Source organism: Vibrio splendidus, from assembly GCF_002873455.1.
Classification (GTDB): Bacteria; Pseudomonadota; Gammaproteobacteria; order Enterobacterales; family Vibrionaceae; genus Vibrio; species Vibrio splendidus_J.
Genome location: NZ_MCUN01000052.1, coordinates 99,169 through 124,244, shown reverse-complemented (window position 1 = coordinate 124,244; position 25,076 = coordinate 99,169). Strand labels below are relative to the sequence as shown.

19 protein-coding genes, 1 pseudogene and 1 riboswitch are annotated in these 25,076 nt (G+C 45.0%); of the genes and pseudogenes, 9 read left to right on the top strand and 11 right to left on the bottom strand.

Going from position 1 to position 25,076, the window contains the following annotated elements; translation table 11 throughout:
- Positions 1–70 precede the first annotated feature (70 nt).
- Entirely contained in the window at positions 71–3,547 is a 3,477-nt protein-coding gene (gene recC / locus BCU75_RS21735) for an exodeoxyribonuclease V subunit gamma (RefSeq protein WP_102475069.1), read from the bottom strand.
- A 127-nt stretch (positions 3,548–3,674) separates the two neighbouring features.
- Positions 3,675–4,670, bottom strand: a complete 996-nt coding sequence (locus BCU75_RS21730; RefSeq protein ID WP_198593444.1) for a TDT family transporter — start codon at positions 4,668–4,670, stop codon at positions 3,675–3,677.
- Between the two features lie 161 nt (positions 4,671–4,831).
- Here BCU75_RS21730 and BCU75_RS21725 point away from each other — a divergent pair, with 161 nt between their 5' ends.
- The 6 genes from BCU75_RS21725 (at position 4,832) to dapD (ending at position 10,384) form a co-directional block, all read left to right on the top strand.
- A complete protein-coding gene (locus tag BCU75_RS21725; RefSeq protein WP_102475067.1) occupies positions 4,832–5,728 on the top strand; it encodes a LysR family transcriptional regulator in 897 nt (298 codons plus the stop codon).
- Positions 5,729–5,816: 88 nt separating this feature from the next.
- A complete protein-coding gene (locus tag BCU75_RS21720; RefSeq protein WP_004735185.1) occupies positions 5,817–6,110 on the top strand; it encodes a YebG family protein in 294 nt (97 codons plus the stop codon).
- 156 nt (positions 6,111–6,266) lie between these two features.
- Positions 6,267–6,351: riboswitch (Fluoride riboswitch) on the top strand.
- A gap of 194 nt (positions 6,352–6,545) precedes the next feature.
- Entirely contained in the window at positions 6,546–7,238 is a 693-nt protein-coding gene (locus BCU75_RS21715) for an iron-sulfur cluster assembly scaffold protein (protein WP_065206889.1), read from the top strand.
- 24 nt (positions 7,239–7,262) lie between these two features.
- On the top strand, positions 7,263–8,252 hold the full coding sequence (locus BCU75_RS21710; protein ID WP_017110228.1) for a GGGtGRT protein: 990 nt from the start codon (positions 7,263–7,265) through the stop codon (positions 8,250–8,252).
- Between the two features lie 230 nt (positions 8,253–8,482).
- A complete protein-coding gene (locus tag BCU75_RS21705; protein WP_017079911.1) occupies positions 8,483–9,124 on the top strand; it encodes a MarC family protein in 642 nt (213 codons plus the stop codon).
- Between the two features lie 228 nt (positions 9,125–9,352).
- Positions 9,353–10,384, top strand: coding sequence for a 2,3,4,5-tetrahydropyridine-2,6-dicarboxylate N-succinyltransferase (gene dapD, locus BCU75_RS21700; RefSeq protein WP_102475066.1), 1,032 nt, complete (start codon positions 9,353–9,355; stop codon positions 10,382–10,384).
- Positions 10,385–10,481: 97 nt separating this feature from the next.
- Here the strand turns inward: dapD and BCU75_RS21695 are convergent, their stop codons facing one another.
- Both BCU75_RS21695 and purL read right to left on the bottom strand, forming a co-directional pair.
- Entirely contained in the window at positions 10,482–11,015 is a 534-nt protein-coding gene (locus BCU75_RS21695; protein WP_102475065.1) for a DUF3332 domain-containing protein, read from the bottom strand.
- Positions 11,016–11,268: 253 nt separating this feature from the next.
- Complete coding sequence (gene purL / locus BCU75_RS21690) at positions 11,269–15,180, bottom strand: phosphoribosylformylglycinamidine synthase (protein WP_102475064.1); 3,912 nt, start codon at positions 15,178–15,180, stop codon at positions 11,269–11,271.
- Between the two features lie 329 nt (positions 15,181–15,509).
- Here purL and mltF point away from each other — a divergent pair, with 329 nt between their 5' ends.
- Positions 15,510–17,078: a membrane-bound lytic murein transglycosylase MltF gene (gene mltF, locus BCU75_RS21685; protein ID WP_102475063.1), complete on the top strand. Its 1,569-nt coding sequence runs from the start codon at positions 15,510–15,512 to the stop codon at positions 17,076–17,078.
- A gap of 317 nt (positions 17,079–17,395) precedes the next feature.
- Complete coding sequence (locus tag BCU75_RS24725; RefSeq protein ID WP_017106613.1) at positions 17,396–17,530, top strand: hypothetical protein; 135 nt, start codon at positions 17,396–17,398, stop codon at positions 17,528–17,530.
- Positions 17,531–17,592: 62 nt separating this feature from the next.
- On the opposite strand, the gene tadA is transcribed toward BCU75_RS24725, so the two are convergent.
- From tadA to BCU75_RS21650, 7 genes and pseudogenes are all read right to left on the bottom strand, one after another.
- Positions 17,593–18,231, bottom strand: coding sequence for a tRNA adenosine(34) deaminase TadA (gene tadA, locus BCU75_RS21680; protein ID WP_102475062.1), 639 nt, complete (start codon positions 18,229–18,231; stop codon positions 17,593–17,595).
- 84 nt (positions 18,232–18,315) lie between these two features.
- A complete protein-coding gene (locus BCU75_RS21675) occupies positions 18,316–19,605 on the bottom strand; it encodes a hemolysin family protein (protein ID WP_102475061.1) in 1,290 nt (429 codons plus the stop codon).
- 235 nt (positions 19,606–19,840) lie between these two features.
- Positions 19,841–21,219, bottom strand: a pseudogene (locus BCU75_RS21670) (AbgT family transporter).
- A 297-nt stretch (positions 21,220–21,516) separates the two neighbouring features.
- The gene (locus BCU75_RS21665; RefSeq protein ID WP_102475060.1) at positions 21,517–21,966 is read right to left on the bottom strand and encodes a prepilin-type N-terminal cleavage/methylation domain-containing protein; all 450 of its coding nucleotides are present in this window, start codon (positions 21,964–21,966) and stop codon (positions 21,517–21,519) included.
- The gene (locus BCU75_RS21660; RefSeq protein ID WP_102475059.1) at positions 21,956–23,296 is read right to left on the bottom strand and encodes a hypothetical protein; all 1,341 of its coding nucleotides are present in this window, start codon (positions 23,294–23,296) and stop codon (positions 21,956–21,958) included. Before BCU75_RS21660 ends, BCU75_RS21665 begins: the two co-directional genes overlap by 11 nt.
- The gene (locus tag BCU75_RS21655; protein ID WP_102475058.1) at positions 23,293–23,925 is read right to left on the bottom strand and encodes a PilW family protein; all 633 of its coding nucleotides are present in this window, start codon (positions 23,923–23,925) and stop codon (positions 23,293–23,295) included. Before BCU75_RS21655 ends, BCU75_RS21660 begins: the two co-directional genes overlap by 4 nt.
- Positions 23,906–24,412, bottom strand: coding sequence for a GspH/FimT family pseudopilin (locus BCU75_RS21650; protein ID WP_102475057.1), 507 nt, complete (start codon positions 24,410–24,412; stop codon positions 23,906–23,908). Before BCU75_RS21650 ends, BCU75_RS21655 begins: the two co-directional genes overlap by 20 nt.
- A gap of 102 nt (positions 24,413–24,514) precedes the next feature.
- On the opposite strand from BCU75_RS21650, the gene BCU75_RS21645 reads away from it, so the two are divergent.
- Positions 24,515–24,946, top strand: coding sequence for a type IV pilin protein (locus BCU75_RS21645; protein WP_102475056.1), 432 nt, complete (start codon positions 24,515–24,517; stop codon positions 24,944–24,946).
- Positions 24,947–25,076 lie beyond the last annotated feature (130 nt).

Below are 25,076 nucleotides of genomic sequence, written 5' to 3'. Positions count from 1 at the left end.
TTTCCATATTTTTATTCAAGCGTATCTCTTTGATAAGCATATTGTTGGTGATCTTGCTGATCACTGCCGATTATTCCTGATCTTCAAGATCGGCAGCGGCGAGTCTTGCGGCCTGCAGCACAAGTGTCGAATACATTCGCGACTCAGCAGCCAATTCATCGTCCCATTTAGGCCAGATTCGATTGATGTAAGTATCTCTGCCCTCGCCCGTAAAGGCGAAGCTGTCATTAAAGGTATCGGCCATTTTCTTAAGTGACCTTTCTTCGTCATCAACCCACTTACCACGGCTAAAACCAGCCTCAACGCCAGCCAATGCGGTTTTCGGGAAATAAGGAAGTGGTGCTGTCATGCCTTGATAAAACAATCGTACTAACTCAGCCAGCAAACTCTTCGCCTGCTGCGCATCGCCGATAGGTTGTAACGTTTGGTGAACTACGCCCTCTTTTCTGTCGTAGCCAATAATATGGGTCGTTTTTCCGTGTCCCATTACCGCACAACACAAGTGATCAATCCATGCTGCCAAATAATCTTGAGAGCGTATTTTTCCGCTACGGAAACGAACTAGACCTGATTGATAGTTTTGAGTTAACCAACCCATCAAACGAACAGGTTTGCCTTCGCCTAACACATCAAATTCGATATTCACTTCGAGATCTTGTTGCGGTGATCCGCTCACAAATCGAATCTCTTTAGCTAAGTCTTCCGCTTGAACACGATTGGTTTCAAATTCAATATCACCAAAGGCGCCGACCGGTAATCGGCCCTGTGCTTTTTGCTCAGAGACAAATAATCGAACCGCTTCGTCTGCACCTTCAGGGTGGTCCAGCAACACTTGCAGCAAAGCATCCTTAAGTTGGAAACTCTCTAAACCATTAAGTACGAACGGTTCGTCATCTTCCATCACAGGAAGTGGCGGTTCAAACACCACTTTTAGGCGACGATTAAAGAAGTACTGAACGGGTAAGCGCCAGAAACGTTGAAGTTCAACCAGATCCAGTTCCAACGGATACGTTGCACCCAGCAAATAGTCATCCAATGCACGGTTGAATTCACCACTGCGTTCACCGGAACGGTTAGCCGCAGGAAGCCACTCTTTGGCGTAACTCAATACATGGCTTACGTCACCTTGAGTAAACGCCGCAGGGCTGAACGGTGTCATGGTGTGTTCAAAGCTGATCGCTTGAGTCAGCTTGATACCTGAATCATCACTTGGTAGTGATTGGTCTTCACTTAAGCAGTAGTTCTGTTGGCAGTACTCAATTAACTCTGAAACCAATACCGACGGCACTCGCTCGGTATTATCTTGAATCGAACGGCCGACATAGCTTATGTATAAGCACTCTTGTGCTGACAACATCGCCTCTAAGAATAGATAGCGGTCATCATCACGACGAGAACGGTCACCCGGACGAGTGCGTCCGTTCATTAGATCAAAACCTTCTGGTGGCATTGAGCGAGGATAAACACCATCATTCATACCTAACAAGCAGACGGTTTTGAACGGAATAGAACGCATCGGCATCAAGGTACAAAAGTTAACTTGGCCAGCTAAGAATCGCTGGCTAATACGCGCGCCAGATAACTTATTATTGAGGTACTGGTAGATAATGCTTGGCGACAACTCTTGTTCATACAAGGCATCATCAAGCTGTTCATTCAGTTGCGAAAGTGCATCGCGAATCGATTTGAGCACCACCTCGCCTTCCAGTTCAACCGCAAAGAAATCATCAATCATTTGCAGCAAGGTTTCACGCCACATATCGATAGATTGTGTTTCAGTTAAGCGTTGACGGTAATGGGCAATACGATCAATAAAGTGCGCTAACTTACCTGCAAGTTCGGCGTTAATGCCTTGAACTTCGTTATAAGCGGCAATCGGGGAGTGTTCGGTTTCAAACAAACCTGCAGAGTCTGACATCGCATAACCCAGTAGCATTCGCTGGACACCAAAGAGCCAGGTATTTTGCTCAGTAGCAGGCAAGTCAAACTCCGTTGCGGTAGACGAGTCGACGCCCCAACGAATACCCGCTTCTTCAACCCACTGCTTAGCTTGCTCGAATTGAAATTCATCGATACCAAAGCGTGCCATCATCGCTGGAATTTCTAATAGCTCTAACAATTCAGAGGCTAAACAGCGCGTGCTCGGTAGCGCGACCAACTGCATGAAGGCGGTCAAGATTGGGCTTTCTTGGTCTGCGGTTCTATCAGAGATCGAGTAAGGGATATAACGCTCACCCGGAGCGTTACCAAATACCGCCTGAATCGCTGGGCTATAAGCATTAATGTCAGACACCATCACGATGATATCGCGTGGTTTCAGTGTCGGGTCTGCATCAAACATTGCCAACAGTTGGTCGTGGAGGACTTCCACCTCGCGCATTGGGCTGTGACAAGCGTGCACGGTTAGAGAGCGATCGCCAAGCTCAACCACCTGTTTATGGTTGCTGGAATCTAATATGTGGTCGTCTTGATGCTCTTCTAACTGGAGAATATCGGCTTGCAGTTGATGCAGCAGGTTGTCCCTCTCAACACCAATAAAGAACTCGTGCTCTTCACTGTCTGATTGAGATAATAAGAACAGGTTATCCCTGCCTAATTTACCCATAGAAGCCAACAAGCTATTCCCGACAGCTTGGCTGGTGTGTAGTTCGTCTTCAATGTTGGCCTCAATGCCATCTTTCAATGGTGAAGCTTCACCTTCCAATTCAGGTAAACCATCAACCAGAGCAAACTGTTTACGACGCTGGGCTTCAACTCTTGCCAAATATTTACGGTCGCGGATATCGCCCCAGTAATGCTGACAAGGGTTGGTAAACATCAAGTGCACATCAATCTGCTCACCGAGTGCTTTCAACGCATCCATGTAACGAGGTGGCAACGAAGAAATACCAAACACAAATAAGCGTTTAGGCAGATGCTGCAATTGGCCTTGTTGATTAGCTAGCGCTTCAATGAAGTCGTGGTACAAATTGCCACGGTGGTATTTTGATTGGCCTTGAGACAGGGTTTGCTCATAGAGTGCTTGCCACAAAATCGGTTGCCAAGGGTGCTCTTGCAGCCCTTCATCATCGACCAACTCAGCAACGGGCTCTCCCACTTCCCACATCGCCATCCACTCCGGTCGATACACCAAGTAACCATCGAAGATGTCGGCAATTTTCTCTGCCAATTGGTACAACTTCGAATCATCTTCGTCGTTTTCAAGATAGCGCTGTAAAGGAAGAAAATCAGGGTGGTCAAGCTTAGCGGGTAGCAAACTCATCAGCTTCCACGTCATTGCTTCTTTGTTAAACGCACTGCGTTTAGGGACATCAGGAAGCACTTGGGTAAACATATCCCAAATGAAGGTTGCTGGAAGAGGAAAGTCTATATTTGCTGCTACACCAAACTCTTTGGCGAGTTCCATCTTAAGCCATTGAGACATACCTGGGCTCTGAACCAAGATCTGCTCTTTTTCGAAAGGATTGGCTAAAGGGTCACTTTTGATTAAGTGAACGAGAAGGATTTTTAAAGTATCGACTTTATTGGAATGGTAAACAGTAAACAAAGTGCACTCACGCTAATCTTGCCACAATATAAAGCCAGATTAGCATAAGTGCCGAGTTTGGATTAGGAATATAAGCTTATGAAATCCTGAAAACTTAAGGTCCGTTTATCTTTTGAACTATCGCTACTTACAATCTACCTGCTACCGCGCCTAAAACACGGTGAGGTTTGTAATTCATGTAGTAACGAACCGCCACATAACCCACCACAAACGTTGCCACAATCAATTCTAAATACGCTAAGTTGAATACTTGTTTAATGTAATAATCTTCCACCCCGACGGTTTGCATCCAAGCTGCCAATTTAAACAAAGCGGTCGCACCAATAACGATAGGGAAGGTAAACGCCGCATAACCTGGGCTGAAAGGCAGGCGAAGTAGTTTGAAAAACGCCACATAGATAATGAACGTCATTAATACTGCGATACCAAACAACAACCCAATAATCACTGGCGAAGGTGTTGCGGTAACAGTTAAGTAGCCCGCTAAAGACAGACTTGCTGGTGCCGCCATAATCGCAATCGTTGGTTTTGCTGCGTCAGGCACTTCATGAGAGAAGATCAAACGGTAGATCATGAGAGGTAGCATTACGGCATAAACGATTAAGCCAAAGACTAAAGTCGCGTGGGCAACGGGTTCTAAGATCGGATTACCGGAAAAAGAAACGTCTGCCACGATAACACCGATTGGTGGCACAAACCAGCTTGGCACCATGTGGTGAATCTCAAAGTTTTTAGCTCTGTGGTATAAGAAGCTCACCAAGAACACGACATGTAAAGCAACTGAAGCTAGCCACATTGCTTCTTGCAGAAACTGAGAGATTGGGGCCAACGAAGCAGACACCACCATACAACCCATCGCGAATGTAGGTACAACACTGCCGACAACAGGATGAGCAAGATCTTCACGTAATAAGTGGCCGTGAATCAAAAATTTCACAGCTAAAACAATAAGTAATACAGCAGCAATACCTGCACTGATCCACTGCACTAAGCCTGGAGTGTGTAAAATACCTTGTGCGACTAAAACACCATCCCAACACCAACCTAAGCTTGCAATTGCGAGTGCTAACCCTGCCATGGGTGTTGGAGCTCCTGTTAATCTATATTTAATACGTTGAATCATGTCAGCCTCTCTTAAACTTAATTCACTAAACTTGTGAACTCATCAGCTTGTTGAAGCCATAATACGCTTGCGCTTCGTTAAACAATATCCAATTATATATAACAAGTGTTCATTAATACTGAACAACGCCTTTCCACCAGCAGCGTAAAACTAGGAACCTGATGGCTAATATTTCAATCAAACAACTCAAAGTGTTTGTCACCATTACCCAACATTCGACGCTTACCGCCGCATCGGAAGCACTGTTTTTGTCTAAGGCTGCTGTCAGCATGGCGCTGGGCGAAATGGAGAAACAATTGGGCCACTCTCTATTTGACCGGGTCAACAACCGATTAATTCTCAATCAAGAAGGACAAAAGCTACTTCCTTTGGCTGACGAGATTCTTCATAGAGCCGCAGGCATCGATGTTTTGTTCCGAGATGACCAACCATTAAGTGGCAATTTAAAGGTTGGCGCGAGTGACACGATTGGTAATCAGGTCGCACCGTTTATTCTGTCTGGCTTTCGCGATCTAACTCAGCATCAAGATCAGAGCTTGTTCATTTCAAACAGTGCGCTGATCTGCCAAAAGTTGGTGGATTATGAACTGGATATCGCGCTAATTGAAGGAAAAACACTCCATCCAGAACTCATTTCGAGTCAGTTTAGCAGCGATGAAATGTGTATTATTGTTAGTAATCAACACCCTCTCACTTCAAAAGAAAAAGTAATTTTAAGCGATTTAGAAGATAGTCATTGGATTTTACGTGAGTCTGGTTCAGGCACTCGCGAGTTTTTCCTGCGTGCTGTCGCACCTCGTATTGAGCATTGGTATGAGTCCTTTGAACTCAACACCACCGAGGCCATCATCAATTCGGTTTCTGCAGGGCTTGGACTCGCCTGTTTATCACGGTTAGCCGCACAACGAGCGATTGATTCCGGCCGAGTAAAAGCACTCGATGTCCCGCTCGACATGAAACGCAGATTCTGGATGCTGGTGCACAAAGACAAATATCAAAGCCCACTGCTGAAATCTTTCATGGGTTATTGTGAAGACTGGGCTACACATCAAGATTGAGGCCGCATAGTTAGGTCATCAACTGGACTTTTTGCATCAGAAACTGTATAAAAAGCCAGTAAAATTTATCAAACTTAGAGGATTAACCATGGCTGTTATCGTCAAGTACGTGGTCGAACGCAACGGAGAAGAGAAAATGACTTTTACCTCTAAAGCCGAAGCTGACGCATACGACAAAATGCTGGATATGGCTGATGAGCTTTTTGAACTGTTAAGCAAAAGCGATTTAGTTGAAGATGAAGGCAAGCAAGAAGAACTTGCAATGTACCTAGCGAAGAATAAAGAAGAAGTTCTTTACGCACTAGGTGCTAAGCGCAAACCAGCTCCGAAAAAAGAAAAGAAACTTGAAGCTGTTGAAGACGCAGAAGAAGATGCAGCATAACTAGCTGATACCTTTATAAAAAACGTCAATAATGCCTCTAATAAGAGTCCGTTATTGGCGTTTTTTTTATACTTATTGAAATATAATGAAGCTTGTTTATAGTCGAAATCGCTCTAAACATTCGCTTGCACAAAAGTGTGATAAAGATCTAATCTATAGTCATCAGGTGATGGGGTTCCACCTAAGCTTTTGCTTCAACCGCCCGTTCTTTTCGAACAGTGCTAATGACTCCTACAGAATCGAAAACAGGTAATACTGTTGGATGTATCGCTATTCCTCCATTTTGAAATGGACTTAGTCTATTAAGACCGAGCTTCATGACACCTTTGGATTACCGATACTCAAGATCTGTAGTGAATTAGCCGCACCTCTTCCAACACGTCCTGTTTTCTCAACGCCCTAGGCCTTAAATGGCTCTAACAGTGAGAAAACATTATGCACTACTCTTCAGAAATTCAATCAATGTGCCCTATTCAAAGGGGTGATCTTCACACTTCAGCGCCAATTCCAGTTGAAGGCGCTATGGTTAGCCCAAAAGATGTCATCGCTATTTCTGGCTTAAGCCATGGCGTAGGCACTTGTGCACCACAACAAGGTGCGGCAAAACTAACGCTAAACGTAAAAAACGGCATCATCGAAGAAGCACTAATCGAAACGATTGGTTGTTCAGGCATGACTCAATCAGCCGCGATGGCAGCCGAAATCCTCACAGGAAGAACCATTCTTGAAGCCCTGAATACTGACTTGGTGTGTGACGCTATTAACGTAGCCATGCGCGAAATCTTTCTGCAATTTGTTTACGGTCGAACTCAATCCGCATTCTCTGAAGGCGGCCTAGAAATTGGCGCTGCATTAGAAGACCTAGGTCAAACACAACGTAGCCAAGTAGGTACTAGCTATTCAACCTCAGCGAAAGGCGTTCGTTACCTAGAGCTTGCAGAGGGTTACGTGACCAAGCTTGCACTTGATGACCATAGCGAAGTAATTGGCTACGAATATCTCAACCTCGGCAAAATGATGAAGGCGATTAATCAAGGTATGTCAGCTAACGAAGCAGCAGACCTTGCTATGGGAACCTACGGTCGCTTCGATGAAGCTGTAACCACTATTAACCCACGCCAACAATAATTTTTGCCAATTTAGAGGAAAGATATGATGAACACTCAATTTAATGAATCAGTAACTCGCGTATTGGCAGAAATGAACTTCGACTCTTTAGAGCAGGCGAACCAATACTGTCTATCACACAATGTCGACCCAAAAGCGTTAGTGATGGATACCCAACCTATTGCTTTTGAAAGCGCTGCCGATGCTTATATCCTTGGCTCAGCACTGGCGCTATTTCGCAAAGCCACCAGCGCAGAACAAGCAGCAAATATCATTGGCGAAGGCCTTCAAGCATTCACCAAACCCGGTAGTGTTGCTGAGCAACGCCAAGTGGGAATCGGCCACGGTGCACTAGCTGCGCGTCTTCTCAATGAAGAAAGCCACTGCTTTGCTTTCCTTGCGGGCCATGAATCTTTTGCTGCTGCAGAAGGTGCGATTAAAATCGCACTCAACGTCAACAAATCACGTCACAACCCATTGAAGGTAATACTCAATGGTCTAGGTAAAGATGCAGCTTACTTAATTTCTCGCATCAATGGTTTTACCTATGTTCGCACTCAATACGATTACCAAACAGGCGAGCTTGTTGAAACAGAACGTCGCCGCTTCTCACAAGGCCCTCGCGGAGAGATCTTGTGTTACGGAGCTGATGATGTACGTGAAGGCGTGGCAATCATGCACAGAGAAGAAGTGGATGTGAGTATTACGGGTAACTCAACGAACCCAACGCGCTTCCAACACCCGGTTGCGGGTATCTACAAAGCAGAACGTACTCGCCAAGGTTTACCTTACTTCTCAGTTGCTTCAGGCGGCGGTACAGGTCGAACATTGCACCCAGATAACGTGGCAGCAGGCCCAGCGTCTTACGGCATGACAGATACCATGGGCAGAATGCACGCTGATGCTCAGTTCGCCGGTAGCTCTTCTGTCCCGGCTCACGTGGCAATGATGGGCTTCATCGGTATGGGTAACAACCCAATGGTCGGCGCGACGGTTGCATTGGCTGTGGCAGTGAGCGAATCTCAAAACGCATAACGACAACGTTGAGCGCCACGATCTATCCATAGAATAGAATCCGTTAACTGAGAAACAAGCAATAACAGACGACCAAAACTCTACACCTATCACTAAAATCAAACAGCCAGCCTTATGCTGGCTGTTTTTTATTCACACTTGCTCTACTATCTATTTCTAATAATTATTTGTATCTAAGATTAAATACACCTATCGCTAGGTATTTAACTGCATCTTTTCAAAGGAATAATATGAAAGAGCTCATCATTCATACCATTACCGTGTTCATGGGCTTTTTTGCCATTATGAACCCTATCGCTAATACGCCAATCTTTCTTGGATTAACCGGTGATAATGACAGGGAAACGGTTAAATCTATCGCATTCCGATCGGTACTTATCGCCTTCGTTATCGTCAGTACTTTTGCGATTTCTGGCAAACTGATCTTTGACCTCTTTGGTATCACGCTGTACGCACTGCGCATCACAGGCGGCATTCTGGTCTTTTTGATTGGCTTTCACATGCTGCAGGGTGATTCAACACATTCAAAAGCAAAAGAGAAAGTAAACTCAGATGCCCAGCGAGACGCAGCTCTAAGTATCGCCGTATCACCTTTAGCCATGCCAATACTGGCTGGCCCGGGCACCATTGCCACTGCGATGAACTTTGCCAGTACCGAAGGAATCTACGAGACCATCATTACCATCGTGGCATTTGGCCTCCTCTGCACCCTAACCTATGTCTTATTTGTATTCGGCGAACGCTTCGTTAAAGCTGTAGGACCAAGCGCACTGAACGTAATTACTCGAATGATGGGTTTAATACTCGCAGTTATCGGTATGCAGATGTTGATTGAAGGGATTGAACAGGCGTACAAGGCGCTGTTTATCTAGAGTACGACCATAATTATGTTGAACTGCATCATTTTCTCATTGCAGAAAACTATCGCTAAAAAGACAAGCAATATCATTTTACAGACTTTATCCCGATACGCCCTTTCATAACGAGGGCGCTCTCTTTATGATGAACGCAATTAAATTAACTTTGCTAACGGCAGCGCTTGTTATTCGAGCCGCTGTTATTGAATAGCAAAATCAAGACTCAACACATGGAGATTCAACATGGCTTACTTTTCACTAGCCTTCGGTACGGCAACCAAAAACCGCGACAATAAAATCATTGAAGCGTTCTTCCCTAACCCACTTCTAAACCCAAGCGATGCTCTTGTAGCAGCTGTGGCAGAAGTTGCAGGTTACACTGAAGGCAACCAAGCTATCGAAATCTCTGCTGCACAAAGCGCAGAACTAGCGAAAGCATTCTCAGCAAACGATGATGCAGCAAACGCATCTTTCGCAGAAAAAGCAGCAGCATCTGAGCAGCCACTTGTTCTTGTTGTTCTTGCGGCTGACGAGAAGCCAGCATCAGTTGCTGAAGGCTTCCTAAAACTACAACTTATCTCTAACCGCCTAGTACAACCGCACGGTACAGTACTGGACGGCATCTTCGGTCTACTGCACAACATCGCATGGACAAACGAAGGCCCTATCGATCTTCCAGAGCTAGCTGAGCGTCAAATCGAAGCTCGCCTTGCTGGTCGCGCTCTATCTGTAGATTGCGTAGACAAGTTCCCTAAAATGGTAGATTACGTCGTACCAACAGGTATTCGCATTGCTGACACTTCTCGTGTTCGTCTTGGCGCACACGTAGGCGAAGGCACAACAGTAATGCACGAAGGTTTCATCAACTTCAATGCAGGTACTACTGGCGTAAGCATGGTTGAAGGTCGTATCTCTGCGGGTGTTGTTGTGGGTAACGGTTCTGACATCGGCGGCGGCGCTTCTATCATGGGTACTCTGTCTGGTGGCGGCACTATGGTTATCTCTATCGGTGAAAACTGCCTACTAGGCGCAAACGCTGGTCTTGGCTTCCCAATGGGCGACCGCTGTACGGTTGAGTCTGGTCTTTACGTGACTGCGGGTACTAAGGTTCGCATGTTAGATAAAGAAGGCAACGAAGTAGAAATCATTAAAGCTCGCGACTTAGCTGGTGTTTCTGATCTTCTATTCCGTCGTAACTCGATTACTGGCCAAATTGAGTGTCTAGCGAACAAGTCATCTGTTGAACTGAACAGCGAGCTACACAGCAACAACTAATCTAACGTTAGGTGCTAAATTACTAGTTACTAAAAACTACAAAGCCGCTGGGGTTTAATCCAGCGGCTTTTCTTTTATATCGGTAAAGAATTGAAAGTTATGCTTTTTCTGCTGCTAGCTGTTCAAGAGCCTGAATTGAGGTTTCTGAGACTAACGTGCCATTCATGTAGTAGCTGACTTTGTCGCCATCACGAACACCCAACAAGATTGCTTTTTGTCCGTCATTGTAGGTGATGTCCATACGTATCGTATTTTCATCAATTTGTTGCATTTCACCTTGCTCAATATGACGATTGTTGAAGCCAAGTGGGGCCTCTTTCAGCGAATCATCTAGGCTATCGTTCACGTCAAACATGGTATCAACTTTGCTATCGAAAATGTGAGGCGCGCCAGTGAGTGGGTTTTTACCCGCCCAGAATTCGATCGAGTTAAATACGATATAATCGGCTGCGAATGTTAAAGCGTAAACTGGAGCAAGCAAGAAGTTGACACCAGCACGAGCGTAACGGTTGTCTACAACCTCAACGTTGAACTTCATCAATTTCCCAGTAACCGCATTACTACCCACACACCCAGCTAACGACATGACAATCGCTGCCACTGCAACGGCTTTTGTAATTGTTGTTTTCATAGTTCCCTCTTATGCCACAATGATTGATTCAGTTTTTGCATAGCTGAACAAAACTCTCCCTGTTTGATTACAGAAATTATCCGCCTAACAAATTGATTCCATAACATTTAGCGTAGTGGAGTTTTTTAGAACAGCAAACTGCAAACCTCAATTATTTCGCTCTGGTTCATAAAGTTAGAGATATAAAAAAAGCGCAGACCTTTCGATCTACGCTTTTCTCATGTTGTTGAGTCTATCTGCTTAAAGAACCAGATTAACCCACATTCTTACGTGCATTTTGGAACATACGCATCCAAGCGCCGTTCTCGCCCCAACCTTCTGGAGACCAAGAGTTAGCAACCGTACGGAATACACGCTCTGGGTGCGGCATCATGATAGTCACGCGGCCGTCTGTAGTCGTTAAACCTGTGATAGCGTTTGGCGAACCATTAGGGTTATTCGGGTATTGCTGCGTTTGGTTACCGTTGTTATCAACGTAACGTAGAGCAACCGTGCCTGAATTTTCAATCGCGTTTAGGTGGTCGTTGTCACGCACTTCTACGCGGCCCTCACCGTGAGAAACAGCGATTGGCATACGAGAACCTTCCATACCGTTGAAGAATACAGAATCAGATTTCTGAACTTCAACTAGGCTGAAACGAGCTTCAAAACGCTCTGATTCGTTGCGAACGAAACGTGGCCAGTATTCAGCGCCAGGAATCAATTCACGTAGATTAGACAACATCTGACAACCGTTACACACACCTAGAGAGAAAGTATCTTCACGCTTGAAGAAGTTTTCAAACTGGTCACGCGTAGAGTCGTTGAACAGAACTGATTTAGCCCAACCTTCACCTGCGCCTAGTACATCACCGTAAGAGAAGCCACCACAAGCCACAAGGCCGTTGTACTCTTCTAGAACTGCTTGACCCGTTAGGATATCGCTCATGTGAATATCGGTTGCTTCGAAGCCTGCACGGTCGAATGCTGCTGCCATTTCAACGTGAGAGTTAACACCCTGCTCACGTAGAATTGCCATCTTAGGCTTAGCGCCCTTATTAATATAAGGAGCAGCAATGTCTTCGTTCACATCAAAGCTTAGGCTAACGTTTAGACCTGGGTCTGAGTTGTCTTTCTTCGCTTCATGCTCTTGGTCAGCACACACTGGGTTATCACGTAAACCTTGCATCTTATGCGTCGTTTCAGCCCAGATAGTACGTAGTTCAGTACGGTTACGTTGGATTACAACGTCTGCGCCTGACTTAATCACTAGCTCATCAGAATCAGCAACAGAGCCGATTACATGTGAACACGCTTCTAGGCCATTGGCTGCAAGAGTAGAAAGGACTGCATCTAGGTCGTCGTTACGAACTTGGATAACTGCACCTAGCTCTTCGTTGAATAGTGCTGCTAGTGTGTCTTCGCCTAATGCTTCGATATTAGCTTGAACGCCACAGTGACCTGCGAACGCCATTTCAGCTAGCGTTACAAATAAACCGCCATCGCCTTTATCGTGGTAAGCCACAACTTGGTCGTTTGCTACAAGCGCTTGAACGCCTTCATAGAAACCTTTTAACTGTGCTGCGTTGTCTACGTCTGCTGGCTTATCACCAAGCTGCTTGTAAACCTGTGCAAGAGCTGTTGCACCCATACGGTTTTTGCCGTTACCTAGGTCGATAAGAACTAGAGAAGTGTTGCCTAGTCCTTCAAGGTTATCAGGGGTGCGTAGTTGAGGAGTAATCGTCTTACGAACATCTTCAACACGAGCAAACGCTGTGATAACAAGAGATAGCGGAGACGTGACTTCTTTCTGCTCGCCGTTCTCTTCCCACTTAGTCTTCATCGACATTGAGTCTTTACCCACTGGGATAGTTAGACCCAGTGCCGGACATAGTTCTTCACCAACCGCTTTAACCGCTTCGTAAAGACCTGCATCCTCACCAGGGTGACCCGCTGGAGACATCCAGTTAGCCGACAGTTTAATGTGTTTGATATCGCCGATGTTGGTTGCTGCGATGTTAGTGATCGCTTCACCAACCGCTAGACGAGCTGACGCGCCAAAGTCTAGAAGTGCGACTGGCGTACGCTCACCAAGAGACATTGCCTCACCGTGGTAAGAGTCATAGCTTGCTGCCGTTACTGCGCAGTTTGCTACTGGAACCTGCCATGGGCCAACCATTTGATCACGAGCTACAAGGCCAGTTACCGAGCGGTCACCAATGGTGATAAGGAATGTTTTCTCTGCCACTGTTGGTAAGCGAAGAACACGGTCAACCGCTTCGTTCAGTTCGATACCAGAACGGTCGATTGCAGGGTTATTAGCTTTCAACGTTTTCGCGTCACGGTGCATCTTAGGTGTTTTACCTAATAAGATGTCCATTGGCATGTCGATTGGCGTGTTGTCGAAGTGTGAATCTTCTAGTTTAAGATCACGTTCTTCTGTCGCTTTACCAACAATCGCGAATGGAGCGCGTTCACGCTTACAAATCGCTTCAAATGTCGCTAAGTCTTTATCAGCAACCGCCATTACGTAACGCTCTTGAGATTCGTTACACCAGATTTCAAGTGGGCTCATGCCCGGCTCATCGTTTGGCACGTCACGTAGGTTAAAGATACCGCCACGCTCGCCATCGTCTACTAGCTCAGGAAGTGCATTCGAGATACCGCCCGCGCCCACATCGTGGATGAATGCGATTGGGTTCGCATCACCAAGCTGCCAACAACGGTCGATAACTTCTTGGCAACGACGTTCCATTTCTGGGTTTTCACGTTGTACTGAAGCGAAATCTAAATCTTCAGAAGAAGAACCAGAATCCATTGAAGATGCCGCACCGCCACCAAGGCCGATGTTCATTGCTGGACCGCCAAGAACGATTAGGCTTGCACCTACTGGGATCTCTTTCTTCTGAACATGATCATCACGAATATTACCAAGACCACCAGCAAGCATGATTGGCTTGTGGTAACCACGCACTTCTTCACCTGCGTGAGAGTTTACTTTCTCTTCGTAAGTACGGAAGTAACCTAATAGGTTTGGACGACCAAATTCGTTGTTGAATGCTGCGCCACCAAGAGGACCTTCAAGCATGATATCCAAAGCAGTAACGATACGGCTTGGCTTACCAAAGTCAGTTTCCCAAGGTTGAACGAAGTTCGGGATCTTAAGGTTAGATACTGAAAAAGCAACTAGACCCGCTTTTGGCTTACCACCAATACCAGTCGCGCCTTCATCACGGATTTCACCGCCAGAACCTGTTGATGCGCCCGGCCATGGAGAGATTGCCGTTGGGTGGTTGTGCGTTTCAACTTTCATCAAGATGTGTGTTTTCTCTTGGTGGTAGTTGTATTGGCGAGTTTCTGGATCTGGGAAGAAACGACCGACTTCAGAACCTGTCATTACCGCTGCGTTATCTTTGTAAGCAGACAAAACGTGCTCTGGTGTCGTTTCAAAGGTGTTCTTAATCATCTTGAACAATGATTTTTCTTGCTTAACGCCATCGATAGTCCAATCAGCGTTAAAGATCTTGTGACGACAGTGCTCTGAGTTCGCTTGTGCAAACATCATTAGCTCGATGTCAGTCGGGTTGCGACCTAGCTTCTCTGTGAAGCTTTCAAGAAGGTAATCAATCTCATCTTCTGCAAGTGCAAGACCTAAGGTAACGTTTGCTTTTTCAAGCGCTTTACGTCCACCAGTTAATAGGTCAACTTCCGCATAAGGAGCAGGCTCAGCAACTGTGAATAGTGCTGCTGCCGATTCGAAGTCAGTGAAAACCACTTCCATCATACGGTCGTGCAGGATCGCTTTCAGCTCAACAAGTTGAAGCTCAGAAAGTTCAGAAGAGGTTTCAATGTAGAAAGCAGTACCGCGCTCTAGACGTGACACTTTAGCCAGCCCACAGTTGTGTGCGATATCTGTTGATTTTGAAGACCAAGGCGAGATAGTGCCCGGGCGTGGCGTTGCAAGCAGCAACAAACCTTCAGGTTCATGCTCTTCAATCGTTGGACCGTAAGTCAGTAGCTTTTCTAGCTTCTCAACTTCAGACGCATCTAGGTCTGCCGTTAAATCAGCAAAGTGGGCAAACTCAGCGTAAATACCTGTAACAGGTAAGCTTAATTCACGACAAAGCTCTAAAAGCTTGTTAACACGAAACTCAGATAGAGCTGGGGAGCCACGCAAAATTCTCATGTGCTTAGGTCTCTTATGCAGTTGATTAAGGTGATATTGGAATAAATTCAGTGGGTTATAGGAACAACCTAACTGTTTTCTTCGAAGCTATTCCCGAAGGTTAACAAACCTATGCCGATTCCACCTCTTCAATGCGAGCGCATTATAAAGCATTTCTTTTTGTGACGTAACACCAAAAGCAACCGTTTGCGTTATTTTTTTCATCTAACGATATAAATGACAGTTTTGCTGCATTTATCAGCACTTTTACAACTGTTTAAATAAACCTGCTTTGCCAGCCTTGCGGGGTTTGGTATAAAGGGGCTTCCACTTTTCGAGATTTCATTTTGATGCCTAAATTTACGCTCATCTTTTCGTCTAAGTTCCTTCTGCTTGCTATTGCTCTTTTTGGGCTAGCTGGATGCCAGATTGAGTCTGAACCTAAAAGTGTCCTTGAGCAGATACGAGATCGCGGTGTTCTTCGTGTCGGCACCCTGAATAACCAACTCTCTTATTACATTGGTCCCGATGGCCCAGCAGGCTTGGATTACGAGTTAGCTCGCGAGTTTGCGCAAGAGCTTGGTGTAAAGCTTGAGGTTAAACCTGCATACCGCTTATCCGGCCTATTTCCAGCCTTAAAGAAAGGCGAAATCGATCTTATCGCGACCGGGTTAACTCAAAACAACAACCTGACACGTGCTTATCGCGCTGCGCCAGCTTATTACTATGTAAGCCAACAAGTCGTGTACAAAAAAGGTCAATGGCGACCAAGAAACCTCGATCAACTGATCAAGTTTGAAAATGATCGTCAAGCTGAATTTACAAAAACGCAAGCTGAATCAGAAGAAGCGGCATCAAGTGAAGCACTGACGTCGTCTTTAGTTGTAGTGAAAGATTCACACTTCGAACCAACACTAAAACAGCTACAGAACACGCACGATGACTTTATCTACGATTCAGTTGGTAATGCAGACATCAATGACCTGCTAAAAGAAGTGTCGACCGGCGAACGCTTGTTTACGGTAGCGGACTCGATTGAGCTATCACTAGCACAGCGTTTGTACCCAGACGTCGCTTTGGCATTTGAGCTGACAGAAGACCAACCTATCTCTTGGTATTTAGAGCGTTCAGAAGATGAAAGCCTGTATGCATTGCTGATTGAGTTCTTTGGTAACCTAAAACAATCTGGTGAACTAGCGTCATTGGAAGAGAAGTACATCGGTCACATTGGTACCTTTGATTATGTTGATACGCGTGCCTTTATCCGAGCGCTAGACAGCAAGCTACCAAAATGGTCGCCACTGTTTCAGAAATACTCACAAGAATTTGATTGGCGCTTGATTGCTGCTTTAGCATACCAAGAGTCACACTGGAACCCTGTTGCACGTTCTCCAACCGGTGTTCGTGGCATGATGATGTTGACACTACCAACAGCAAAAAGTGTGGGTGTAACCAACCGTCTTGACCCGAAACAGTCGGTACAAGGTGGTGTAGAATACTTGCGTCGTATCGTAAATCGAGTTCCAGACTCTATCACCCAACATGAAAAGATCTGGTTCGCCCTCGCATCATATAACGTAGGTTACGGTCACATGATGGATGCACGCCGCTTAACCAAAGCACAAGGCGGCAACCCTGACGCTTGGGGTGATGTAAAAGACAGGCTGCCTCTACTAAAACAGAAGAAGTACTACAGTAAAACTCGTTACGGTTATGCGCGTGGTGATGAAGCAAGGAATTACGTTGAGAACATTCGTCGTTATTACCAAAGCATTATTGGTCATGTGAATAAACGTAACAAAGAGGAAGAAGCTAGCCTTGAAGGTTTGGTGGTTATCCCTCCTTTAGAGATCTCCGGCGCTGAATCAACAATCAGCGCGGCAGAACCCGCTATGAGCAATACCGAGTCTTCCAAGTAAATGAAAAAGAGCAATGCAATTTAGCATTGCTCTTTTTTTTGTGCGTTAGCGACTGGCTCGTATTGGCTGGTTCGCATTTAGATATTGAACAAACAACGTGACCATTAAACTTGAGGTGTCATATTGCAGTAACAATCGAACTTTATAACGACACACCATAAGCGATATTCTGCTCTGTTGCGTTCAGATACTGACCGTTGCGATAGTTACTAAGAAAGTATCGCTAAGTTCGCGACAGAGCTCATAAACAAATAGCCACTATAATTAAAACTGAAGTCATAATTACAAAGCCAGACGACCAATAGGAAATCGTTGAAATGATGAAGAACAAACTGAAATCGAAGCGCCTTGATAAGACCGTTGCTGCAAACCGTCGTAAGCGTATGCTTTCAAATAATAAGAAAAAGATCATTTGGCGCAACCGTGCTTTCATGCAGATACTTTCTGAGTAAACATCATTTCAGAATCAGTTTTCTGCGGCACTCTTACGATAGAGAGTGCCGATAACTTGCTTCTATTTTTTGTTACAGGCTTTGTTCTTGTTACTAACCTTATTCTTGTTACTTGCTTTATCGGCAGCTAAACGCTGCTCTTCCACCAGGCGTTCTTGCTTTCGTTTCTCTTTGATCTCTTTTCTACGACGTTTAAAAAACGCCTGCAACTGCTCACGGCATTCTTCTTCTAACAGACCATGCTCAACATCGGCATAGTGGTATGAAGCTTGGCTTTCAAAGAGGTTCAATACCGTACCCGCCGCCCCCGCTTTTAAGTCAGGCGCACCAAAAACAATGCGCTTCACTCGGCTGTGCAACAACGCACCAGCACACATAGGGCAAGGCTCGAGCGTAACGTATAACGTGGTATCAAGTAATCGATAGTTTTCCAAGGTTTGGCCAGCTTTACGCAAGGTTTCGATTTCTGCATGTGCCGTTGCATCGTGGCTGCTAATCGAACGGTTCCAACCTTCAGAAATAATCTCCCCATCTTTCACCAACACCGCACCAACAGGAACCTCTCCCTCTTTCTCTGCTTGCTTTGCAACCTCGATGGCGCGTCGCATGAAGATTTCATCTTGAGAGCTGAATTGATGGTCTGACAAAGGGAACTCCAGAAAACAAAGGATAAGAAACAAAAAAGGTATGCGGTGAAGCATACCTAATCTTCGAGATAATGAAAAATAAAGAGATAATGAACAATAAGTACGAGCTTATTCGTTAATATCTAGCTAGCGGCTTATCTAACTGACAGCATCACCTAAATCATTAGCTATCTGCGTCGCTTTAACACTCACGATACGGTTGTTCTCGACCGAGATGATTTCAAACTGCCATTGCTGACACTGAACGACTTCTCCCGTATCGGGTAAACGCCCGATTAACCAAGTGATAAGGCCATTCAATGTTTGGAAGCCTTCGCTTTCCCCTTCTAACTCTGACAGCTCTAAGCGGTTCTTGAGCTCACTGATAGGGATCAATCCATCCACCAACAACCCGCCTTCAACTTGCTCTGTCCATAGGTCATTCGGGTTATTGGATAGCTCACCAGCAATCGCCTCGAGAATGTCATAGTGAGTCACAAGGCCTTGCACATCGCCATACTCATCAACAATGAATGCCATCTCTGTACCCGATTCTTTAAAGTAGCCAAGTAAACGCAGTGCCTTCATCGATTCTGGAACATAAATCGGAGACTTAGATAGCCCCATGATCACTTGGATACTTAAATTGCCCGCCTGATTAAGCAAGGCTTTGGCCGACACCGTTCCGACCACTTTATTGAGGTGATCTTGGCACAGTGGAAACACACTGTGCTTTGAAGAGCGCAGTTTCTTAAATATCTGCTCTACAGGTTGCTCAATATCCAAAAAGTCGACGTCTCGACGTGGCGTCATCAAAGAGCTTACAAGACGATCATCAAGCTGCAAGATGTTACGAATCATCTCTTGCTCACCACGTTCTATCACACCAGATTCAGAGCCCTCTTTCACGAGTGCATGAATATCGTCTTCAGTCACACTGTCTTCTTCGCCACCACGTCCCATTAACTTAAGAATACCTTCGGTTGATGCTGACAACGCAAAAACAAACGGCGTCGCAATTTTTGATAACCAGAAGATAGGCAGCGCTACCAGCACAGCAATATTTTCAGCTTGGGATTGAGCAAAACGTTTTGGCACCAACTCACCCACAACAATCGCGAAGTAAGTAATACCGACAACGACTACCGCAGTAGACAAGATATTCGCTTGTGTTGGGTCTAATCCCCACAGCTCAAGTTGAACGGCCAGTGGCGCAGATAGCGTCGCTTCGCCCACAATACCGCTGAGTAGGCCGATTACCGTGATACCGATTTGAATGGTTGAAAGGAAGCGGGTTGGGTTTTCTTTGAGATCAAGAGCAACCTGAGCGGAGCGATGTTTTTCGGCTAAGCGTTTCAGCCGACTATTCTTTGCTGCTACCAGTGCAATCTCTGACATGGCAAACAGACCATTTAAAACAATTAACCCTACTAAAAGCAGAATTTTCATGTGGATTGGATTTCCTAATTTTACCGGCCAACAATTAGCCGTAATCCGGAGTATAAGCTGAGTGCCTTTATTTTGAATATAAAAAGTTTTGGATATAAAAAGTTTTGGATATTGAAAGTCTTGGCTATAAAAATCTTGGATAAAAAAGTAGAAAAGGATAGCAAAAAAAAGCCCGCACATTTCGGTGCGGGCTTCGATGATTTTATCTTACTAAATTTTGCTTTTAGTACTTAGCTTACATTGTGTAAGTGTAAGGAGCTTGGATACCTAGTGGGATACCAAGAGCCCAGTAAGCTAGCAAGAAGATTGACCAACCGATTAGCATAGCAATCGAGAATGGCATCATTAGAGAAGCTAGTGTACCGATACCTGTCGACTTAACGTAACGTTGACAGTAAACAACAACCAGTGGGAAGAACACCATTAGTGGAGAGATGATGTTAGACACTGAATCGCCTACACGGTAAGCCGCTTGAGATAGCTCTGGAGAGATACCCACAACCATTAGCATAGGAACTGAGCACAGAAGAACGACATTACAATGTATGCGCCCATCGTTGCCATCGTCTCAGACATTGCTTTGATAACATCATTACTATTCTTGAAAGTACCCGCTACACGGCCGTAGACGATACCCGGAATAATAAACAGGATGAAGATCAGAGGAACGATAGACTTCATCACTGGTGCAGAGAATGCTGTTAGCTCACCTTCAGGCGAACGAAGTGCTGAATTTTCAGGAACCAAAGCAGCGATAAGCAGACCAATACCCGCAACCATTGCCCAACCAGCGAATTTGAATGCTTTAGATTCAATCGCCGTGAACGTACCTAAGTCTGGTGCTTGTTCTGCATCTTCATCGACAGGTGTGTTAGCAAGGCGAGGCTCAATAACTTTCTCTGTTACATACCAACCAATTGCAACAATAAGAATTGAAGACAAACCAGTAAAGAAGATGTTGGCTAGAGGATTAATCACGTATGCAGGGTCAAGAACGTTTGCCGCTGTTTGAGTGAAACCAGCTAGTAGCGGATCAATACCTGAAGGAATGAAGTTCGCAGAGAAACCACCTGATACACCAGCAAATGCTGCTGCAATACCCGCTAGAGGGTGACGACCCGCTGCGTGGAAGATGATGCCGCCAAGAGGAATTACTAGAACGTAACCTGCATCTGCTGCTGTGTGAGACACGATAGCAACAAGAATTAGCATTGGTGTTAGTAGTTTAGCTGGCGTGAAGTTCAGCATCTTCTTAAGGCCAGTCGTAATGAAGCCTGAAGAGTCAGCAACGCCAACACCCAGCATAGCAACAAGTACGATGCCTAGCGGTGCAAAGCCTGTGAACGTGGTAACCATATTCGCTAGGAAGCTAGCAAGCGCTTCACCAGTTAATAGGTTGTTTACTTCTAGAGCAGCACCCGTTTGAGGGTTGATTAGATCGAATGAAAGATTCGACAAAAGTGCAGATGCTACCCATACAATAACTAGAGCCCAGAAGAACAGGATTGCTGGATCTGGGATTTTGTTGCCGGCGCGTTCAATGAAGTTTAGAAAGCGGTCCATCCCACTGATCTTCTCAGTCGATGGTGCTTTTTTTACGGCTTGGTTACTCATGGTAACTCCATATGTGATGTTGTTTGTTTAGGCCTAATATAAGTTGGGACCATGGCCTATTGGTACAGCACATATTCTATTAAAGTCGTCATTAAAAAGCACAAGATTCCACCTTATTTTCCATAAATGGAGACATATTTTGCAAAAATGCCATGCAACGGCAACAATATAAAAACACAAAAAACACCATTCTATATACAGACTTTTAACCAGTAAGCAAACAATGTCCGATGAGTGAAAATTATCAGTAAAAGGGTGGGAGGGAGCCTTAGCATGCAGTAAACGTTTGCTTCGGGATCAGTCAAACTCACTGTATTTGGAGAGCATAGTTTCAAGGTAAATGCTTTGCGATTTATTCATACGATCTTGCCATGCAACAGTCACCGTAATGTTTTTCAAAGCGCCAGACAAAGCACCATTGGCATTTATCACTTCGCATGTCATCGCATAGGCAGAGCCGGATAAACCGGACAAGGGAACTGAACTTGCCGTGTTCAGACAGTAACTCGCTTGATTGAGATCCGAAAAAGGGATTAATCCGACCGCCCCACTCACGTCCGATACTCGAGTCCGATAATATTCCATCTGACTTTCAGCAAAATGCAGAGCCTCCACACTGTGAAGCGCAAAGTCCGATTTTTGTTCCGCATAGACCTGCAGTTTAACCAACCCCAACGAAGCCACACCGATAAGCAAAAACGAGATGAGCACCTCTATCAAACTGAAACCTTGATGTTTAGAAGTCATTCCATGATCCTCGCTTCCACTGATAAATCGAAGGCGGATCGCTTGGATTAGACTCTGAACGAAAATCCAAATCCATATCACCCACAATCGTTGTCACACCAAGTGGTGAATCGAAGATCAGGCCACCTGAAGGTAAACCAGAAGCAAATTGAATCCCGACACTTTTTTTCAGGACGGTCGCGTCATCGATGTCTTTGATAAACGGTGCAAATACATTGGGAGTAACAAGCGCTTCCCAGAAGTCATCTATACGAGTTTTAACATGGCTCTTTTGATAATCGACCAAATGATAAATCACACCGTTGTAAGTCATGGCACCATTTAACGCGAGCACACCATCTTGAATCACCAGAAGTTGAGATTGATTGTTGGCGGCGGCAACCGCTGAATTGATATGGCAATTTCCCTCAACCCACAACCCCTTGGTTTGCCCAGAAGTAAAATGGTCCATGATTTCGGTGCCACACTCTGTCGCATTCAGTATCTGTACGTGCTTAAAAAGGTCAGTGTCTTGTGATAAGTCGACAATATTTTGATCCGTTTTCGCGATACCAAAGAAAGTATAAAACGGGTTCATATTTGGATCAGGATTAAAGTCTTTTTGGAAGGGAGGCGGATTCGTTCCTTGAGAGGAGTCAGGTGCATAGATTGAATAGCGACTTCCCGAATTACCTTTGGGTATCTCCGTTTTATATTCACTGTCACACACGCCATCAAAACCAGAAAACGGACCATCCGCACTTGGGTCGAGCACTTCTAAGCCTAACGTTTGTCCTGAATCACCATGCGTTGAATCGTATTGGTAAGTAAAAAGGTCGGCAAAAGTAACACTGACGCATTCATATTCATTACCACTGATCGGTTCTTCTTTTACTGTCGGCTTCAGACTTAATGTACCAATGATCTCAATCGGCCCTGTTGATTGAATCGCCCCACTTCCAAGTTGGGAGCTTTCTCTTATTGTCTTAAAAAGAGACTGCGCATTCGAGGATGACGCCACAACGTAAGCGCTAGAAATCGCACTATCAGAGATTTCAATTTGCGGTTGATTTTCGTATGGGGAACACCAATCAGAAAAATCTGCAGGTCGGGCACCCGCGTCTTTGATATCAGCAATGGTTTTATCTAATTCAAGTAAGTAGGAGTAGGTACATTCTAAGCCGCCTTCCGAACGCCAATGTTCTTGTCTTCCCTGAACCTCATTCTGAGCCACTTTAATTTGATGGAATACACTGCGGTACGTGCCTAACGTCACCACTAAAGCACCGATTAAAAGCACTGATGTAATCAATAAAGTCACCACACCACTCTGCTTTCTAAACATCATCATTGCCAGTTCCTCTGCTTAACGGAAACCGAAATCGATTTGGAAACACCTGCAGTTGGAATGGATGCCGCAATGCTGATATCAGTCAGCATAGTTTTAACTGAATTTTGCTCCAATACCCGAGAAGAAATATTGAATTCGTCTACCTCGAGAATACTTTCATCAAACAACGAGTAACATCCAGTAACCTGACTAAATGTGAGGACCGCCTCGGACACAGTAGTGCCCTTTTCACAAATTTGTAGCCTAGTGCCATCTTTCCGATAAACGATATTTCGATTATCTTTGTTATCGTTGGAACCCTCTCTGAAATAAACAAAACCAACCGCAATACCGCCACTCACTTGGATGGTGTTACTCGCTCCAGATAGCTTTATGGAATCACCGTTTGAACCATCGTAACCCGCTCGCTGGATATCTTCTTTCATAACCTGCATGGTGCTGGTTAGGTTTTGCAGCAGCAACAACTCAATGCCTTTATCTTTAGCGATTCTTTGTCCCGTAATAAACACACTGCCAATAATCGAAATAGCGAACACGCCAATCACAGAGGCCACCATTAATTCAATCAGTGATGTGCCTTGCTGCTTGTGAGGAGCTGTGACTATTGCCTTAACACGCATCATAGCCATACTTCGCACTCGACTCGCCACACACCTTAATACGCCCCGGAGGACTGGATAACTTGATCAAAAGTCGATCGGTTGAAGCCGTATTGGGAGCCAGAGAAAGAGTCCCTCGAGAGGGCCTTCCACGAACGCTCTCAAAACTGATTCTATCTCCGGTGTAGTTATGAGAAAAAGAAAGGTCACGAAAAGGTTCGCCCGACAACTGTAATAGGGTCTCACCTGACAAGTCTTCGGTAGGTTTTAACCAAATAGTCCAATCTCCAGCTGACTGCATTTCATTCTTTTCCATTGAGAAGTGAACCCAAAGATCTTGATTCCTTTTTACTGACTCTGACTTAGCCTGAATAAGAAAACCATTCAACTCGCTAGCCAATCGTTGCATCTTCACGGTTTGCGTTACTGAACTAAAGTTCGGGGCAGCCGTCGCTATCAGTATCGATAACACCGACACCGTGATTAACAGCTCTAATAAAGTAAACCCGCGAGTCATTTCCCAATTTCCTATGTAATACCGTTCGTAACCGTATTTAATCTTGCGCCGATGCTACCACCGGAGAAAAATAGGCAGAGATATCAAAGGAAATTACTCGTGATGATTCGAAAAAATATATGTAACAACAACAAGTTAAGCATTAGAGGGATGACATTGATCGAATTATTGCTCGCTGTTGTCATTATGGGGATACTCGGCGCCATAGCTTACCCAAGTTATACAAGCCATGTAATCAAAGCACATCGAGTCACTGCTTTAGCCGATATGACCAAGATGCAACTGGAGATAGAAACCCTATATACAGGAAACTATGCATCCGCAGCGGAGAATATTATTTCAGGAGGGACATGCTTGTTTTGCGATATCGACACTAGTCGCTACACGTTAGCAATTTCGGCCAGTAGCACTACTTATTCCATTCAAGCTGAACCACTTTCGCAACAAGTGAATGATGGATGTTTAGATTCAATTACCGATATCTTGGAATTGCACCACTCAGGTGTTTCAAAGCCAGAAGCGTGTTGGAAGTAACAAGAGCAACCACCAAAGGGCTCGATAATTTATCTGAGAAATCTCGACTTTTTCTTCTCTGAGCTTCTTTTCTCCGATCTACAGATACAAAAAAGCCTGCACACTGGCAGGCTTTAAAATGTTCAAATTA

Excerpts from the sequence above, each read along its gene's own strand:
- BCU75_RS21725 (WP_102475067.1), top strand. The coding sequence starts at position 4,832 with ATGGCTAATATTTCAATCAAACAACTCAAAGTGTTTGTCACCATTACC.
- tadA (WP_102475062.1), bottom strand. The coding sequence starts at position 18,231 with ATGCTTCACCGCATACCTTTTTTGTTTCTTATCCTTTGTTTTCTGGAG.
- BCU75_RS21665 (WP_102475060.1), bottom strand. The coding sequence starts at position 21,966 with ATGACTTCTAAACATCAAGGTTTCAGTTTGATAGAGGTGCTCATCTCG.
- mltF (WP_102475063.1), top strand. The coding sequence starts at position 15,510 with ATGCCTAAATTTACGCTCATCTTTTCGTCTAAGTTCCTTCTGCTTGCT.
- BCU75_RS24725 (WP_017106613.1), top strand. The coding sequence starts at position 17,396 with ATGATGAAGAACAAACTGAAATCGAAGCGCCTTGATAAGACCGTTGCT.
- BCU75_RS21720 (WP_004735185.1), top strand. The coding sequence starts at position 5,817 with ATGGCTGTTATCGTCAAGTACGTGGTCGAACGCAACGGAGAAGAGAAA.
- BCU75_RS21660 (WP_102475059.1), bottom strand. The coding sequence starts at position 23,296 with ATGATGATGTTTAGAAAGCAGAGTGGTGTGGTGACTTTATTGATTACA.
- BCU75_RS21715 (WP_065206889.1), top strand. The coding sequence starts at position 6,546 with ATGCACTACTCTTCAGAAATTCAATCAATGTGCCCTATTCAAAGGGGT.
- BCU75_RS21650 (WP_102475057.1), bottom strand. The coding sequence starts at position 24,412 with ATGACTCGCGGGTTTACTTTATTAGAGCTGTTAATCACGGTGTCGGTG.
- BCU75_RS21695 (WP_102475065.1), bottom strand. The coding sequence starts at position 11,015 with ATGAAAACAACAATTACAAAAGCCGTTGCAGTGGCAGCGATTGTCATG.
- dapD (WP_102475066.1), top strand. The coding sequence starts at position 9,353 with ATGGCTTACTTTTCACTAGCCTTCGGTACGGCAACCAAAAACCGCGAC.
- BCU75_RS21655 (WP_102475058.1), bottom strand. The coding sequence starts at position 23,925 with ATGGCTATGATGCGTGTTAAGGCAATAGTCACAGCTCCTCACAAGCAG.
- BCU75_RS21675 (WP_102475061.1), bottom strand. The coding sequence starts at position 19,605 with ATGAAAATTCTGCTTTTAGTAGGGTTAATTGTTTTAAATGGTCTGTTT.
- BCU75_RS21645 (WP_102475056.1), top strand. The coding sequence starts at position 24,515 with ATGATTCGAAAAAATATATGTAACAACAACAAGTTAAGCATTAGAGGG.
- BCU75_RS21705 (WP_017079911.1), top strand. The coding sequence starts at position 8,483 with ATGAAAGAGCTCATCATTCATACCATTACCGTGTTCATGGGCTTTTTT.
- BCU75_RS21710 (WP_017110228.1), top strand. The coding sequence starts at position 7,263 with ATGATGAACACTCAATTTAATGAATCAGTAACTCGCGTATTGGCAGAA.
- purL (WP_102475064.1), bottom strand. The coding sequence starts at position 15,180 with ATGAGAATTTTGCGTGGCTCCCCAGCTCTATCTGAGTTTCGTGTTAAC.
- BCU75_RS21730 (WP_198593444.1), bottom strand. The coding sequence starts at position 4,670 with ATGATTCAACGTATTAAATATAGATTAACAGGAGCTCCAACACCCATG.